This is a genomic window from Paraburkholderia sp. BR14312 (assembly GCF_040948675.1).
Lineage (GTDB): Bacteria > Pseudomonadota > Gammaproteobacteria > Burkholderiales > Burkholderiaceae > Paraburkholderia > Paraburkholderia nodosa_A.
The window spans coordinates 375,254-390,241 of the sequence record NZ_JBFPKI010000009.1 but is presented as its reverse complement, the minus strand read 5'-3'; the positions used below and the strand labels follow the sequence as shown (position 1 = coordinate 390,241).

General features: G+C 66.9%; 12 protein-coding genes. 6 read left to right on the top strand and 6 right to left on the bottom strand.

The window, feature by feature from the left end; genetic code table 11:
* Positions 1-637: 637 nt before the first annotated feature.
* Both AB3X98_RS26200 and AB3X98_RS26195 read right to left on the bottom strand, forming a co-directional pair.
* Positions 638-1,600 carry a LysR family transcriptional regulator gene (locus AB3X98_RS26200; RefSeq protein WP_368602837.1) on the bottom strand — a complete coding sequence of 321 codons (963 nt, stop codon included), beginning with the start codon at positions 1,598-1,600 and terminating at the stop codon, positions 638-640.
* Between the two features lie 298 nt (positions 1,601-1,898).
* Positions 1,899-2,951: an NAD(P)-dependent alcohol dehydrogenase gene (locus tag AB3X98_RS26195; RefSeq protein WP_069266197.1), complete on the bottom strand. Its 1,053-nt coding sequence runs from the start codon at positions 2,949-2,951 to the stop codon at positions 1,899-1,901.
* 191 nt (positions 2,952-3,142) lie between these two features.
* Between AB3X98_RS26195 and AB3X98_RS26190 the strand changes: the two genes are divergently transcribed.
* The 3 genes from AB3X98_RS26190 (at position 3,143) to AB3X98_RS26180 (ending at position 7,391) form a co-directional block, all read left to right on the top strand.
* On the top strand, positions 3,143-4,123 hold the full coding sequence (locus AB3X98_RS26190; protein WP_069266198.1) for an AraC family transcriptional regulator: 981 nt from the start codon (positions 3,143-3,145) through the stop codon (positions 4,121-4,123).
* A 66-nt stretch (positions 4,124-4,189) separates the two neighbouring features.
* Positions 4,190-5,122 carry an NAD(P)-dependent oxidoreductase gene (locus AB3X98_RS26185; RefSeq protein ID WP_368602838.1) on the top strand — a complete coding sequence of 311 codons (933 nt, stop codon included), beginning with the start codon at positions 4,190-4,192 and terminating at the stop codon, positions 5,120-5,122.
* Positions 5,123-5,342: 220 nt separating this feature from the next.
* Positions 5,343-7,391: an EAL domain-containing protein gene (locus tag AB3X98_RS26180; protein WP_368602839.1), complete on the top strand. Its 2,049-nt coding sequence runs from the start codon at positions 5,343-5,345 to the stop codon at positions 7,389-7,391.
* A gap of 141 nt (positions 7,392-7,532) precedes the next feature.
* Here the strand turns inward: AB3X98_RS26180 and AB3X98_RS26175 are convergent, their stop codons facing one another.
* The gene (locus tag AB3X98_RS26175; protein WP_368602840.1) at positions 7,533-10,085 is read right to left on the bottom strand and encodes an adenosylcobalamin-dependent ribonucleoside-diphosphate reductase; all 2,553 of its coding nucleotides are present in this window, start codon (positions 10,083-10,085) and stop codon (positions 7,533-7,535) included.
* 234 nt (positions 10,086-10,319) lie between these two features.
* On the opposite strand from AB3X98_RS26175, the gene AB3X98_RS26170 reads away from it, so the two are divergent.
* Positions 10,320-10,811: a thioesterase family protein gene (locus AB3X98_RS26170; RefSeq protein ID WP_368602841.1), complete on the top strand. Its 492-nt coding sequence runs from the start codon at positions 10,320-10,322 to the stop codon at positions 10,809-10,811.
* Between the two features lie 23 nt (positions 10,812-10,834).
* Here AB3X98_RS26170 and AB3X98_RS26165 read toward each other — a convergent pair whose 3' ends face one another.
* On the bottom strand, positions 10,835-11,134 hold the full coding sequence (locus AB3X98_RS26165; protein ID WP_069266348.1) for a DUF3331 domain-containing protein: 300 nt from the start codon (positions 11,132-11,134) through the stop codon (positions 10,835-10,837).
* A gap of 381 nt (positions 11,135-11,515) precedes the next feature.
* Here AB3X98_RS26165 and AB3X98_RS26160 point away from each other — a divergent pair, with 381 nt between their 5' ends.
* Entirely contained in the window at positions 11,516-12,583 is a 1,068-nt protein-coding gene (locus AB3X98_RS26160; RefSeq protein WP_069266203.1) for an AI-2E family transporter, read from the top strand.
* 36 nt (positions 12,584-12,619) lie between these two features.
* On the opposite strand, the gene AB3X98_RS26155 is transcribed toward AB3X98_RS26160, so the two are convergent.
* Both AB3X98_RS26155 and AB3X98_RS26150 read right to left on the bottom strand, forming a co-directional pair.
* Positions 12,620-13,474, bottom strand: a complete 855-nt coding sequence (locus AB3X98_RS26155) for an alpha/beta hydrolase (protein ID WP_368602842.1) — start codon at positions 13,472-13,474, stop codon at positions 12,620-12,622.
* Between the two features lie 129 nt (positions 13,475-13,603).
* Positions 13,604-14,701, bottom strand: a complete 1,098-nt coding sequence (locus tag AB3X98_RS26150; RefSeq protein ID WP_342946603.1) for an OpgC domain-containing protein — start codon at positions 14,699-14,701, stop codon at positions 13,604-13,606.
* Between the two features lie 33 nt (positions 14,702-14,734).
* Between AB3X98_RS26150 and AB3X98_RS26145 the strand changes: the two genes are divergently transcribed.
* Positions 14,735-14,902: a hypothetical protein gene (locus AB3X98_RS26145; RefSeq protein WP_368602843.1), complete on the top strand. Its 168-nt coding sequence runs from the start codon at positions 14,735-14,737 to the stop codon at positions 14,900-14,902.
* The last annotated feature ends 86 nt before the right edge of the window (positions 14,903-14,988 follow it).

The window sequence follows — 14,988 nt, the reverse complement described above, 5'->3', positions numbered from 1 at the left end:
CGAATTCCAGACGCAGGTTCATGGTGTTTCTCGGGTTCCAGGGCATGAACGGCTCCAGGCCAATCACTCGCCCGAAGTGTTACCCATGTCCCCGCACACCTGTTACCCATGTTTCCGGTCCATACACGGCGGCAAAGAAAGTAGGCAAAGAAAGCCGCTCAAACCGCTAGCGCCTGCCACAGTTCACATCTCGACGTAAATGGTGAATGGCTCCGGAGCGTCTGTCACCTCGCACCTTCAAAGGTAGTGACAAGGCGCTCATCCTTCCGGCGGCGCTGCGCGCGCCGAATGGCATAACCGAAAACTATTGGTGCGCGTGCGTTCTCGCGAACCTTGACAATCCCCCCCTGGTTTCCCATGCAGACCCAACCGCAGCGAGCGTAGCGAGCAGCGGAATGAATGACTGCCTTGTCACTCACTTGGGTGGTGCGAGGTGACAGACGCTCCGGAGCCATTCACCATTTACGTCGAGATGTGAACTGTGGCAGGCGCTGGCGGTTTGAGCGGCTTTCTTTGCCTACTTTCTTTGCCGCCGCAAAGAAAGTAGGTGCCGCCCCGCACAGGGGCAACCCAGGCATACCGCCGCGAAAACAAGAAAAGGCGAAAGCACGGACCCTGCTACAAAAACCGCAAACGCTCAGACCGGCGCCAACTGCAGCCCCTCCAGCAACTGCCGCACCCGCGAGAGATCGCGATTCACCGCGCCAGCATCCTCGAACAGCTCCGCGAGCCAGTCAACGAACACGCGCACACGCGGCGACAACTGTCGCGACTTCACGAACGCCACCGAAACGGGCGTAGGCAGCGGCTTCCACTGCGGCAGCACCTCGACCAACGCACCGCTGTCCAGGTACGGCTGCGCAGCGAGCAGCGGCGGCTGGATCAGCCCATAGCCCTGCAAACCGCACGTGAGGTAGGCGAACTCGTCGGAGACATGTACGAAGCCATCCACCTTCACCTTGGTCGGACTGCCCTCCACCTCGAAGTCGAACTCGAACGGGCGGCCCGTGAGCGGCGAGAGGAAGTTGACGACCGGATGCCGCGCGAGATCGTCGAGCGTTTGCGGCGCGCCGTGCCGCTCGAGGTACGCGGGGCTCGCGCAGGTCACGTGCTCCAGCACGCCGAGGCGCCGCGCCGCGAGTCCCGAATCGGGCAACTCGCCGAGCTGGATGCTGCAATCCACGCCTTCGCCGACGAGGTCGACGTTGCGCAGGCTCACGCCGATCACGAGGTCGATCTGCGGATAGCGCGCGTGGAAGGCGTCGAGCGCGGGCAGCACGATCGCATTGGCGATGAGCCCCGGCATTTCCACGCGCAAGCGCCCGCCGATCGCGCCGGGCGACTGGCGCACGCTCGCTTCGGCATCGTCGATGTCGGCGAGGATCTGCGAGGCGCGCTCGTAGTACGCGGCGCCTTCGGGCGTGAGCGAAAGGCGCCGCGTTGTGCGCACGAGCAATTGCGTGCCGAGCAGCGATTCGAGGTTTTGCATCAGCGTGGTGGCGCTGGCGCGCGGCATATCGAGTGACTGCGCGGCTTTGGTGAAACTATTGGTGTCAACGATGCGCACGAACGTGCGCATCGCCTGGATGCGGTCGATCACGGGCGAGCTCCTGCAATGGGCTTGAGGCTTGAACGAAATCCGCGCTGGTGCAGCAAAAGGGTGAGCCGCGTAGCGATGAAAGCGCTTCGCGGTGCCGGCGTCTCGCGGAAAGCGACGCTCAGCGGTTAAACAGCCATGACGATTGGATGGCGGCGTATGTGACGCCGGCTCGACTACGGGAGGCCAAAAAAGAAGGCCTCGAAGGGAAAGGGCTGGCGGGCCATCCGGAACGGATGGCCCGGCGGGGCAGGGTGTTACGTCTGGATGCGCGGCGCTTGTTTGCCGCGCGGCGTGCGCGTTACTTGCGCAGCGAATCGAGGTCGATCACGAAGCGGTACTTCACATCGCTCTTGAGCATGCGCTCATAGGCGTTGTTGATGTCCTGCATCTTGATCATTTCGATATCCGACGTAATGCCATGCTTGCCGCAGAAGTCCAGCATTTCCTGGGTTTCTGCAATGCCGCCGATCAGCGAGCCCGCCAGACGGCGGCGCTTCAGGATCAGGTTGAACACTTGTGGCGACGGGTGATCGTGTTCGGGCGCGCCCACCAGCGTCATCGTGCCGTCACGGCGCAGCAGCTCGATGAACGGGTTCAGGTCGTGCTGCGCGGCCACGGTGTTCACGATCAGGTCGAAGCTGTTGGCGTGCGCCTGCATCTGCTCCGGGTCCTTCGAGATCACCACTTCGTCCGCGCCCAGGCGCTTGCCGTCTTCGATCTTCGACGGCGACGTGGTGAACAGCACCACGTGCGCGCCCATGGCATGCGCGAGCTTCACGCCCATGTGGCCGAGGCCGCCGAGACCCACGATGCCGACCTTCTTGCCGGGGCCGGCGCCCCACGTGCGCAGCGGCGAATACGTGGTGATGCCCGCGCACAGGAGCGGCGCGGCCGCGGCGGCATCGAGGTTCTCGGGTACGCGCAGCACGAACGCTTCGTCCACCACCAGCTGCGTGGAGTAGCCGCCGTAGGTGATGTCGCCGCTCACGCGGTCGGCGCCGTTATAGGTGCCGACCCAGCCGTTCTCGCAATACTGTTCGAGGCCTTCGGCGCAGCTCGGGCAGGTGCGGCAGGAGTCGACGAGACAGCCCACGCCGACGAGTTCGCCCACCTTGTACTTCGTGACACCCTTGCCGACTTCGGCCACGCGGCCGACGATCTCGTGGCCGGGCACGACCGGGTAAATCGTGTTGCGCCATTCGTCGCGCGCCTGGTGCAGGTCGGAGTGGCACACGCCGCAGAACAGCACGTCGATACGGACGTCGAGTTCGCGCATGTCACGGCGCTGGAATTCGAACGGGGCGAGCGGCGAGGCGGCGTCGCGGGCGGCGTATCCGTAGGTTGGGTACATGGGTTGGCTCTCCTCTAGTGCATGGGTGTTGCGGCAGGGTTCCCATCGTAAGGATCGGCACCCACCCAGGGAATACCTGAAGCTATCGAAGACTTGCCTGATTCTCCTGGCGCGCAGCACATCCACAGGTTCGGTGATAGATTGGCAAGCCTGTTTCTCTGCCTGACTTCATCTTTTGGGGCACAACCGATATGGGCTACGTCAAAACCCTCGCCGCGGCGGCCATCGCGCCGGCGGCCGCCACGCAGGCGCGCACGGTCGACCTGCTCATGCAAATCACGCAGCGCGACGGCGTGCACGCCACGGCGGTCGAAGGCGTGCGGCTCTACCGCGGCAGCGAAAGCCATCCGCGCCAGCCGGTCATGTACGAACCGAGCATTTTCATCGTCTGCCAGGGGCGCAAGCGCGGCTTTCTCGGCGACCAGGTGTTCATCTACGACGCCCAGCAATATCTGGTCCTCTCCGTGCCGATGCCGTTCGAGTGCGAGACCGAGGCGAGCCCCGAGAAGCCGATTCTGGCCATCTCGATCCGCGTCGATCTCACGACCGTCGCTGAACTGCTCATGGCGCTCGACGATCCGCGCCGCGCCGTGTCCGAACCGTCGGGCATCTACGCCACGCCGCTCGACGCCACGCTCTCGAACGCCGTGCTGCGCCTGCTCGAAGCGCTCGCGCAGCCATACGAGGCACGCATTCTCGGCCCCTCGATCGTGCGCGAAATCTGCTACCGCGTGCTGATGGGCGAGCAGGGCGACGCAATTCGCGCGGCGCTCACGCATCAGCATCACTTCGGGCGGATCGCGAAGGCGCTGCGGCGCATTCACACCGACTACCGCGGCGACCTCGACGTCGAAACGCTCGCCTCCGAGGCGGGCATGAGCCTTGCCGTCTTTCATGCGCACTTCAAGGCCGTCACCTCGACGTCGCCCATGCAGTACGTGAAGACCACGCGCCTGCACCATGCGCGGCTCCTGATCACGCACGACGGTCTGACCGTGAGCGCGGCGGCCACGCGCGTGGGCTATGAAAGCGCGTCGCAGTTCAGCCGCGAATTCAAGCGCCTCTTCGGCATGAGCCCGGCCGACCAGATGCGCCGCGCGCGCGACGCCGCAGCCGCCGCGGCCGCGCCGCGCGTCGAGGTGTTGCCGCCGCGTTATGTGACGGCCGTGTGAAGTCCACACGCGGGCGTGCGGTATTCGATTCGCATATCGAAGCATTGACGGAAGGGTGACACGACGATGAAGCCATGCCTGCTGGTCCTGATACTGCTTCCCGCTGAAGACCTCGCCGGGTTTGGCGAACAGTTCGACGTGATCTACGCGCCCGATGCCGATGCGCGCGCCAAAGCGGTCGCGGAACGTGGCAAGGACGTGCACGTGGTGCTCACCAACGGCACGACGGGCCTCACCGCCGACGAAATCGACCGCATGCCCGCGCTCGAACTGGCGGCCGCGCTTGGCGCGGGCTACGAAAATATCGCGCTCGACCATGCACGCGAGCGTGGCATCGCGCTGTGCAACGGCGCGGGCGTCAATGCCGACTGCGTAGCCGACCACGCGCTCGCGCTGCTGCTCGCGGCCGTGCGAGCCGTGCCGCAGTTCGACGCCGCGTGCCGCACCGGCGTCTGGCGCGACGCGCTGCCCATGCGTCCCACGGTAACGGGGCGGCGGCTCGGCATTGTCGGCTACGGTCATATCGGCGAGAAGGTTGCGAAGCGCGCGGCGGGCTTCGGCATGGAACTCGGCTATCACAACCGCAAGCCGCGCGAGGGCGCTCAGGCGCGCTACTTCGAGAGCGTGATGGCGCTCGCGCAATGGAGTGACTTTCTCGTGATCGCGACGCCGGGCGGCGCGCAAACGAAGCATCTGATCGATCGCGCCGTGATCGATGCGCTGGGGCCGCAGGGTTTTCTCGTCAACGTGTCGCGCGGCAGCGTGGTCGATACGGCCGCACTCGCCCTCGCGCTGAAGGCGGGGGCGCTGGGCGGCGCGGGGCTCGACGTCTACGAGGGCGAGCCGCAGCCGCCCGCTGCGCTCGTCGGGTTAGACAACATCGTGCTCACGCCGCACGTGGCCGGCGCGTCCCCCGACGTGCGCACCGCCACGGTGCGCCATTTCGCCGAAAACGCGGCGCGGCACTTCGCGGGCGAGGCGTTGCTCACGCCGCTTTGAGGGCGGACGTTGGGCGCTTTTAGCGCCCGCTTGCGCCGCCTTGTGTATGCCATCGTGCGCGGACGCCTGCGGCGCATGACGTATCATTCCTTCTGTGCGAGCCACAATCGCTGTTCGAGCGGCCGCTAATGACCACTACGGCCATGAACGTGGCGCGACACCCTGCCCGATTTGCAGATCCGGGCCGTGACGCCAGGGCGGTGATATCGAAGGCTCAAAAATGAAAACGCTGATTGGCGCGCTACACGAGCACGCGGCCCACGTGGTCAACCGCTTCTACGAGGAGCTGGGCCGCTTGCCCAAATCCCGCCGCATCCTCGAAATGCTTTCGGGTGCGGAACTCGCGCACCTCAAGGCGCGGCAGATCCAGAATCTGCTTGCCCTCGCCAGTCTCGGGCCGACCTCGCGCGAGCATGAGGACATGGCGCAGCGCATCGGCCGCATTCATGCCATTGTCGGGCTCGACAAGGAAGAACTCGTGCGCAGCCGCGGCATTCTTCAGGAACTGATCTACGCGGACGTCGGCCGCACGGTGAGCACGCAACAACTTTCGCTCTACGCGCGCCGTCTGACCGCCGACCTCGCGTGGCAGCTCAAGGCGTATCAGGCCGTCCAGGACTCGCAGCAGGAGGCGCTGTTGCGCATCACGCGTCTTGTCTGGGAGGCGGGCAGCTACACGAATTTCATCGACCAGGTCATTGCCGCGCTGGCGGAGCATGACGAAGTGAGCGCCTGCACCATCGGACGTCCTGACGAAGCGGGTATTTTTCACTTCGAGGCCGGCGCGGGCGGCAAGACGCAAGGCGGCATGCTCAACGTGCTTGCCGCGCACGATCGGGAAATCAGCGTGCGCGCCGATCATCCGCAAGGGCAGGGCGCCATTGGGCGTGCGTGGCGCAGCGGCAAGCCCGCGCGCGTCATCAACTATCAGACGGATCCGCTCGTCGCGCCGTGGCGCGATCTCGCGGCGCGCGAGGGCGTGCGCTCTTCGGTGTCGATTCCGCTGGCCGCGCCCGGGCAGCCGCCGCTCGCCGTGTTGAGTCTGTATAGCGCGTTTCCGGGCGGCTTCGTCGGGCCCGATCAGGTGGCCTTCGTCGATTTACTGCAAACGCTGCTCGGCTGCGCCGCGACGCGCATCGCCGGCAACGACGGCCTGAGCGCCGCGGTGCCGGTGAGCGTGCGCCAGCATTGGGCGGCGCTCGTGCGTACCGGCGCGCTGGAAATGCACTATCAGCCGCTGCTCAGCCTCGCCACGGGCAAGGCGACCAAGGTGGAAGCGCTGGCGCGTCTGCGCGACGGCGAGCGGCTGCTCGTGCCCGACGTTTTTCTCTCGGCACTCTCTTCCGACGATCTGCTCGCACTCTTCGCACGCGGCATCGAGCAGGCGCTTGCCGACCGCGCACGCTGGTACGCCCAGGGCCGCGATCTCGACGTCTCGATCAACCTGCCGCCGGCGGCGCTCAACGACATCCGCTATTTCGAGGCCGCCCGCACCGCGCTGGCCGCGCACCGTTGCCCGGCTGAGCGGCTCACGCTGGAAGTTCTGGAGAACGAAGCACTGTCGCTGAGCCAGGGACAGCGCGCTATTCTCGCGAAGTTCCGCGAGCTGGGCGTGCTGCTCGCGCAGGACGATCTTGGCGCGGGGCATAGTGGCCTCACGCGACTGCGAGAATTGCCCTTCGACTGGATCAAGCTCGACCGCGAGATGGTGAAGGTGAGCGGCGGCGACGCGCTCAGTACGCTGCGCGTGATCTATCAGTTGACGCGCCTCGGCCATTCGCTGGGCAGGCGCGTGCTTGCCGAAGGCATCGATACGCTCGACCTCCTTCGCGCGCTCGCCATTCTCGGCGTGGACGGCGCGCAGGGCTATGGCATCGCGAAACCGATGGAAGGCGCACGTCTCATCGAATGGCTCGACACGACGCCGGCCTTCGCCGCGACCGCGAACGTCGAAAGCGGCGCTGGAACGGAAGGCCTCCTGGCGCGGCTCGCCCGCTTCGTGATCTGGGAAGAGCGCATGCTCATGATCGCGGCGGTGCCCGAAGCGGCGCAAGACCTCTTGCGCGCCTTGGCGCGCGAAGAGGGCGAGGGCGGCAGCACGCCGCTCGCGCAGTCGCTGACGGGCTTCGGCGATATTCTGCCCGCCGGCGCGCGACGCGACGCGTTGCATCGGGAGGTGGTGGGCGCACTGCTGACCGAAGGCCCGAACAGCGAAGCGTGGCGCGTTGCGCTGAACGGGCTGATAGCGGCGATTACGGCGGCCGTCTAGCAGAGCGTTAGTCCTGCAACGCGAGCGTCGCGCAACATTGGTAGGAGATCGAAATAGCCGAGTAGGGGTTTGCGGGCTATCCTGGCGGCCGAAAGGAAAACAGGGCGGCCGCCACGCCGCCCCGGACTTGAGCACCAGCCCTCAACCGCAGGTCCCGATCTCGCCGCACGCCGTGCAGAAGTCGCACCCGTCTTTGCGGATCACCGCATTCGCCCCGCACGACCCGCACTTGCGGCCGAGCATCGCGTGAGCAAACGCGTGCTGGGTATCGGCGGGCAGCGCGTTATCGCCGTCCAGCACCTGGTCGCCGGGGTGCTCCGCGCCGGCCCGCGCGTTGCCGGTGAACTGCGCGGCCAACGCACCGTCACGCCGCTGTGCGAGCAGCCGTGACGGCACTTGCCGTCCCTCGGCATCGAGAAAGCCGCGCCGATGCAGGATCTGCTGGATTGCGTAGGCGATGGCCGCGACCTCGGAGTCGTGCCACAGCGGAATGCGCCGGCCGTCCAGACGCTGCGTCTCGCCATACCGCACCTGGCCGCGATCCCACGACACCTTGCGCAAATCCTGCAGATTGCGCGCGACGAAGCCGCCTCGCGCCGCGAGCGAGAGCGAACGCATGGTCGCCGTGATCCATTGCTGCTGCTCGTCGCGCTGGCCCACGGGGATGAAGAATTCGATGGGCCGCTCGATGGTCACGGCTTCGCCGCCCACCTGGCCCGTCACTTCGAGAAACGACACCGCCACGTAGAGCGACACCTTGCCCGTCTGCGTGATGTATTCGATCTTCTCGATCACGGCGGGCAGCTCGCCCTTGGGCCGGTGGTCGATCGCCACGCGCAGCGGGTCGAGCAGGGCGTCGCCGAGCGCATCGTCGGCCGTTGCCGCCGCTTCGGGAGGCAGCGTCTGCAGCACCGCGCCGAGCGTCTCGTTCGGGCGGTAAGTCGCGAGTCCCTTGAGGCCGCGACGCCATGCGTCGAGATAGAGATTTTCGAAATCTTCGAACGGATAGTCGGCGGGGACGTTGACGGTCTTCGAGATCGACGTGTCGACGTACGGCTGCACGGCCGCCATCATCGCCACGTGTTCCTGTGCGCTCATTTCCAGCGCGCTCACGAAGTACGGGGGCAGTGCGCTCACGTCGCCTCCGAGTTCGCGGAATACACGCCACGCGTGGTCTTCGACATTGAACGTTTCGCGGCTGCCGTCGGCCATGCGACGTGTGCGCTGGTAGGTCCACGAGAACGCGGGCTCGATGCCGTTCGAGACATTGTCGGCGAACGCGAGGCTCACCGTGCCGGTGGGCGCGATGGAAAGCAGATGGCTGTTGCGGATGCCGTGCGCGCGGATCTCGGCCTTGAGGTCCTCGGGCAGGCGCGAGGCGAAGGTGCCTTCTTCGAGGTAGGACTTCGCGTCGAAGAGCGCAAACGCGCCGCGCTCGCGCGCAAGCTCGACGGAGGCGCGATAGGCGGCGTCGCGCATCGTGCGCCCCACGCGCGCGCCGAATTCGCAGCCTTCGGGCGAGTTGTAGCGGATGCCGAGCATCACGAGCGTGTCGCCGAGCCCCGTGAAGCCCACGCCGATACGCCGCTTGGCCGCCGCCTCCGCCTGCTGCTCGGGCAGCGGCCAGAGCGTGGCGTCGAGCACGTCGTCGAGAAAGCGCACCTGGGTGCCCGTGCGCTCGGCGAGTTGAGTCCAGTCGAAATCTGCCTTGCCGCCGCGCATTTGGGCGAACGGGTCGATCACGAAGCGGGTGAGGTCGAGCGGTCCGAGGTTGCAGCAACCGTACGCGGGTAGCGGCTGCTCGCCGCACGGGTTGGTCGCGCGGATCGATTCGAGCGCGCGCAGGTTGTTGTCCTCGTTCATGCGCGAGATGAACACCACGCCCGGCTCGGCCACGTCGTAGGTCGAACGCATGATCGCGTCCCATAGCGCGCGGGCGCGCGTTTCGGCGTAGACCCACAGGCCGTCGTCGCGGCGCCGCAGGTCGCCCGAGGCGCGCAACGCGGGCGAGGGCTCGGCGCGATGCACGAGCTGCCAGGGCGCGTCGTTTTCCACCGCGCGCATGAATTCGTCGGTCACCGCGACCGACACGTTGAAGTTGTTCCAGCGCCCCTTCGAATGCTTGGCCTCGATGAATTCGGGCAGGTCGGGGTGATCGCAGTCGAGCACGGCCATCTGCGCGCCGCGCCGTGCGCCCGCGCTTTCCACGGTGCGGCACGAGGCGTCGAACACGTCGATGTAGCTGCACGGGCCCGATGCGCTCGACCCCGTCGACTTCACGTGTGCGCCGTGCGGCCGGATCGCCGAGAAGTTGTAGCCCACGCCGCCGCCGCGCCGCATGGTTTCGGCGGCCTGCAGCAGGGCGACGTAGATGCCGGGGCGGCCTTCGTCGTCCACGCCCTGGATGCTGTCGCCGACCGGCTGCACGAAGCAGTTGATCAGCGTGGCTTCGATGCCGGCGCCCGCCGCGCTCATGATCCGCCCCGCACCCAGCGCGCCATTGCGCAGGTTGTCGACGAAACGCGCCTCGACCTCGGCGCGCAGCGCAGGCGGCTCGACCTGCGCGACGCCGCGCGCCACGCGGCGGTAGATGTCGTCTGCGGTCTGCTCGTCGCCTTTGGCGTACTTCTCGAGCATCACGTCGAGTGAGAACTGCTGCGGGGGAAACGGAAGCGGGGGCGTGTTTTCTGCCATGACCGGACCTCGCGTAGCGCCGCGCGGGAGCGGCAGTTGAAGGGCGTTCGAAGGGCGGCGGCTGGGCCGCGACCGTTCAACCTTACCCCAGCGGCGCGCGGCGTGCACGGTGGCGCGAGCGCGCATGCGGCGGCGCCGGAGCATGCCGGTGTCGCGGCGGACGAGGCGTGTCTGCGGTTACACTGCTCCCGCCTGCACGCGGGCAGCAAATATGGAGACGGGAGAGGAGACTGGATGACGAACGAAACGGCGCCCGTGGTCTACCGCGACACGGTGCGCGCGGAGTGGGTCGATTACAACGGCCACTTGCGCGATGCGTTCTACATGCTGATCTACAGCTACGCGACCGACGCGCTGCTCGACGCCATCGGGCTCGACGCGGCGGCGCGCGAGGCGCGCGGGCGGTCGATGTACACGCTGGAGTCGCACCTGAACTATCTCCGCGAGATCAAGGAGGGCGCGCAGGTGCGCATCGACGTCCGGGTGATCGAGCACGACGCGAAACGCGTGCGCCTGTATCTGGAGATGTTCGCGGGCGATCTTGACGATGCGCTCGCCTCGCCCGTCTCGGCGAGCGAGCAGTTGCTCCTGCACGTGGACCGCTCGGGCCCGCGCGCGGCGCCGTTCGACGCCGATGTGCTCGCGCGCGTGGCAGCGTTGAGCGCCGCCTCGGCGGGCTTCGCGCCGCGCCATGCCGCGCGGGCCATTTCGCTCGCGCCTCGCTGAGGCCGCGGCAGACGTCGCCGCGCTTACTTCGGCAGTTCCGCGCCGATGAGGGCGCCGAACACTTCGGCGGCGATCATGACGGAGGCGTTGAGCGGCGCGGGACGTTCGGCCGGCTTGAAGACGGCGTCGCCCCGGCGGATCTTGCGGCGCGACACCGCGCAGGTGCCCGACGAATGCGCCGAGCGGCGGCGCCAGCGCTGTTCGCCATAATGGCAGCGACCGGGTTCGACCCAGCGGATCACCAGCGCCGTATCCGTCTGCTCGAGTATTTCGATACGCTCACCGTTGGCTCCGTCAAGCGAGAGGCACGCTTTTTTCTTCATTGTCGGCTCCGTAAGTGTGGTGCCGCGAATGTAGTCCTGCGCGCTGACAAGTGCCATTCTGTCGCCGTTGAAACACCATTCCATTATCAGCAACAATCGCCCTGCGACACGTTTCGATTGACGAAGGAATGGGGGTTTGCGCGGATTTGGGGTCGACATCTCGAATTTGTGCAACGCACTGTTGTGCGTGGCGCGACATCGAGGGGCCGAAAACGGGCGCCTGGAGGGCGTTCCAGGATAGGGACGGAACGACTGGGGCGGATTGGGATCTGAGGGAAGACCGGCCCGGCTGGATCGATTTTCTGCACCGCGCTGGCGGGTGGCACCGCACCTGCGCAGCCACGAAACCGGCCAGCTGTTTTTGAATTTTCAAGAGGTTACATGATTCATCGTCCGCCTGCTCCGAACTCCGCAAACGAGCAAAAAATCCAGCGCGCCGCCTCTGCGGTGCTGTACGCCACGCTCGTGTTGCTGGCGCTGTGGATCGTGCGCGAGTTCGTGCCCGCCGTGGCCTGGGCGAGCGTTTTTGCCATCGTGCTGTGGCCGACCTATCAGGCGATCGAGCGACGCGCCCCGTTCAAGGGCCGCAAGACGCTGATCGCCACGCTGCTCACTGCCGCGATCGGCCTGCTCGTGCTGCTGCCGATCGCCGTCACGGCCATTCAGGCGGGCGGTGAGGCCCACGAGCTTTACCTGTGGCTGCGCGACGCCCAGGAGAACGGCGTGCCGGTGCCCGACTTCGTTTCACATTTACCGGTCGGCAGCCGTCAGGTGAGCGACTGGTGGCAGGCCAATCTCGCCCAGCCGCTCAAGGCTTCGCCGGCGATGAAGAGCCTGCACGGCGACACCATCACCTCGTTCGGCCGCCACTTCGGTGCGCGCGCCGCCCACGCCACGATGACGTTCGGCTTCATGCTCGTCACGCTGTTCGTGATCTTCCGGGCCGGCCCGCGTCTTTCGGCAACCGTGATGCGCGGTGCGCGCCGCGCCTTCGGCGCCGACGGCGCGCAACTCCTGCAGCGCATGGCCGCCGCCGTGCGCGCCACGGTCACGGGGCTCGTGGTCGTGGGGCTGGGCGAGGGCGTGCTGCTGACCGCCGCCTATATCGCGACCGGCGTGCCGCATGCAGCGCTGCTCGGCACGGTCACCGCCATCGCGGCTATGCTGCCGTTTTGCGCACCGATCGTGTTCGGCGGCGCGGCGCTGTGGCTCGTCATCCAGGGCTCGCTGATCGCGGCGGCGGCGCTCGCGATATGGGGATTCGTGGTGGTGTTCGTCGCCGAGCATTTCGTGCGGCCCGTGCTGATCGGCAATTCCACGCGTCTGCCTTTTCTGCTCGTGCTGTTCGGCATTCTGGGCGGGGCGACGACCTTCGGGCTGATCGGCATCTTCATCGGCCCGGCGCTCATGACCGTGCTGATGGTGCTTTGGGTGAACTGGGCGGAGTGACGCTCAGTTCAGGGCGAGGCGCGCCTCGTGCCTTGCTCAACGGAAGCAGGCGAGCGTGTACTTGAGCGCGGCGGGCAGCAGCTCGCGCCACACAGGCCACACGTGGCCGCCGTCCACGATGCGCAGCGCCGCCGTATTGCCGGCCTCGCGCAGCCGCGTGTAGAGCAGCGACGACTCGGCCTGGATCACGAGGTCGTCGTCGCCGGCCGCGATGAAGAACGGCACGCGCCGGGGCTGCGCGAAGTACGGCTTCCAGAGCGCCGGATAGTTGAGCGTGCGCCAGATCTGCGCATCGAACTGATGATCGCCGAACACGCCCACGTGACGTGCCGCCGAACTGGGCGGCGGGTCGCCCGCATAGACCGCCGGGGAAAGCAGCAACGCGCCGCAGAACATGTCGGGGTGCTCCAGCGTGTAGCGCAGCGCGCCGAACCCGCCCATCGAGACACCGCCGATCGCGCGGCCGTCGCGCGCGTCGTCCACCGCGAAGTGCGCCTCGATCTCGGGCAGCAGATCCTGGAAGAACGCCGTCTCCATCCTCTCCTTTCGGTCGACGTACCAGTCGGTGCCGCCCTGCGGCATCACGATCACCACGGGGGGGATCTCGTGACGGGCGATCAGCGTGTCGGCGGTGGTCTGGAGCTGGCCTTGCGTGACCCAGTCCATCGGCTCGCCGTTGTTGCCGTGCAGGAGATAGAGCACCGGGTAGCGGTGCTGGTCGGCGCGATAGCCGTTCGGCAGGTACACCACGTATGGCCAGTCGCGGTTGAGCGCCTCGGCGTGGAACGTGCGGACCACGACGGTGCTCGCCGCGGCCGGCGCCGCGGGCGTGGCGAACGCCGCGCAGGAGAGAGCGAGCGGGAGCAGCGCGGTGCGAAGGAATCTGCGCATGGCAGGGACATCGAGAGCGGTGGCGCGCGGGCGGCGCGGGGTCATCATGCTAGCAGCCGCTCATGCGTGCCGGAAGCCGTGATGATCGGTTAGCCGGCGCGCAGTGCATGGCCTGTGCGCCGCGTCGTTTCAGGCGGAAGCTTTGGCGCGCGAGGGCAGCAGCCGCTTGAGCGGGTCGGACGCACGCGCGACGAGCAGCAGCGCGGTGATCGCGACGGCGTCTGCGCAGAGGCCGAGCGGCACGTTCAGATAGCCGTCGGTGTACCAGTAGAGCACCGAGTCGACCGTGAGCGAAATGACGGCGCCGGCCACGAACGAGAGCATCCCCTTGCGACCGACGAGGCCCACCCAGGGCAGCGCATGCGCCACGCGCTTCGCCCAGCCGAAGCGGATGACATGCGCCGTGAGCCACGCGATGCCAAGGAAGTTGAGCACGCGAAACCATGCGAGGTTGCGCTTGAAGTCGCCGTCGAGCGCGACGTTGCCGAGTTGCAGGCGATAGATCGCGGCACCCGCCACGACGGCGAGTGCGGCGAGGGTCACGAGCGTGCCGAGACGATGGGCGGTCACGCGCTGGAACACGGGTTGCGCCTGCGCGATCACGCCGAGCACGAACATCAGCTGCCAGCCGAACGGGTTGAAGTCCCATTGCACGTCCTCGACGTGGGGCAGCCACGGTGCCAGGTGCGGCGCGACGCCCCAGAGCACGAGGCTCACGGCCAGCAGCAGCCACGGCCGCGTGCGCGCAAGTGGCAATGCGAGCGGGGCGGCGAGGGCGAACCAGGCATACATCGGCAGCACGCCGGCCAGATACGGCTGGCGGCGCAACAGCACGATGTCGCGCAAAGCGGCGGCAGGCGCGAGCGTCAGATCGTCGAGATCGGTGGTGGCGAGGTTGGGCGCATCCACGTTGCACGCCACGAGAATCGCCGTGACGAGCAGCATCAACAGCGCCGTCACGACGAACGCGCGGTAGATCTCGAATGCGCGCTTGATGAAGCGCTGCCGCGCCGCGGCCTCGGTGCGGCGTGCGCACAGCGTGGCCCACGCGGTGGCCGTGGCGAAGCCGCCGAGGAAGACGAAGACCTCGGCCGCGTCGCACAGCGCGTAGGCGTGGAGCGTGACGCGCGAGACGATGCTGCCGCCGATGTGATCGACGACGATGATGAGCAGAACGAGGCCGCGGAAGAAATCGAGTTCGACTAGACGGTTGGATGACTTTGGCATGGTGGGGCAGAAGGCCGGGCCGGTATGAGGCGCATGAAGCAGCCGATGATGCAAAACGGGCCGGGCGGGCAGATGCTGGAAGTACCTGGCTGGAAAAATCGGGAAATCAGGAATTCGGGCGACGTTCGCGGCGCGCCTTGCGCCGGGAACCGGGAAGTGGCCACCAGGGCGGCCGCACGACAAACGCAGGAAAAGACCTGAAGAATACGCGAGGGTTCCCGCCGAATGCGGGTTTACGTTGACACCGCCGATGTTAGCGTAATTTCAAATAGCTTTCAGTCGGCGCG

What these genes read in the sequence shown, in the direction of transcription:
- AB3X98_RS26190 (WP_069266198.1), top strand. Translation starts at nt 3,143, where the DNA reads ATGGGCTACGTCAAAACCCTCGCCGCGGCGGCCATCGCGCCGGCGGCC.
- AB3X98_RS26185 (WP_368602838.1), top strand. Translation starts at nt 4,190, where the DNA reads ATGAAGCCATGCCTGCTGGTCCTGATACTGCTTCCCGCTGAAGACCTC.
- AB3X98_RS26160 (WP_069266203.1), top strand. Translation starts at nt 11,516, where the DNA reads ATGATTCATCGTCCGCCTGCTCCGAACTCCGCAAACGAGCAAAAAATC.
- AB3X98_RS26145 (WP_368602843.1), top strand. Translation starts at nt 14,735, where the DNA reads ATGAAGCAGCCGATGATGCAAAACGGGCCGGGCGGGCAGATGCTGGAA.
- AB3X98_RS26175 (WP_368602840.1), bottom strand. Translation starts at nt 10,085, where the DNA reads ATGGCAGAAAACACGCCCCCGCTTCCGTTTCCCCCGCAGCAGTTCTCA.
- AB3X98_RS26165 (WP_069266348.1), bottom strand. Translation starts at nt 11,134, where the DNA reads ATGAAGAAAAAAGCGTGCCTCTCGCTTGACGGAGCCAACGGTGAGCGT.
- AB3X98_RS26155 (WP_368602842.1), bottom strand. Translation starts at nt 13,474, where the DNA reads ATGCGCAGATTCCTTCGCACCGCGCTGCTCCCGCTCGCTCTCTCCTGC.
- AB3X98_RS26195 (WP_069266197.1), bottom strand. Translation starts at nt 2,951, where the DNA reads ATGTACCCAACCTACGGATACGCCGCCCGCGACGCCGCCTCGCCGCTC.
- AB3X98_RS26180 (WP_368602839.1), top strand. Translation starts at nt 5,343, where the DNA reads ATGAAAACGCTGATTGGCGCGCTACACGAGCACGCGGCCCACGTGGTC.
- AB3X98_RS26170 (WP_368602841.1), top strand. Translation starts at nt 10,320, where the DNA reads ATGACGAACGAAACGGCGCCCGTGGTCTACCGCGACACGGTGCGCGCG.
- AB3X98_RS26150 (WP_342946603.1), bottom strand. Translation starts at nt 14,701, where the DNA reads ATGCCAAAGTCATCCAACCGTCTAGTCGAACTCGATTTCTTCCGCGGC.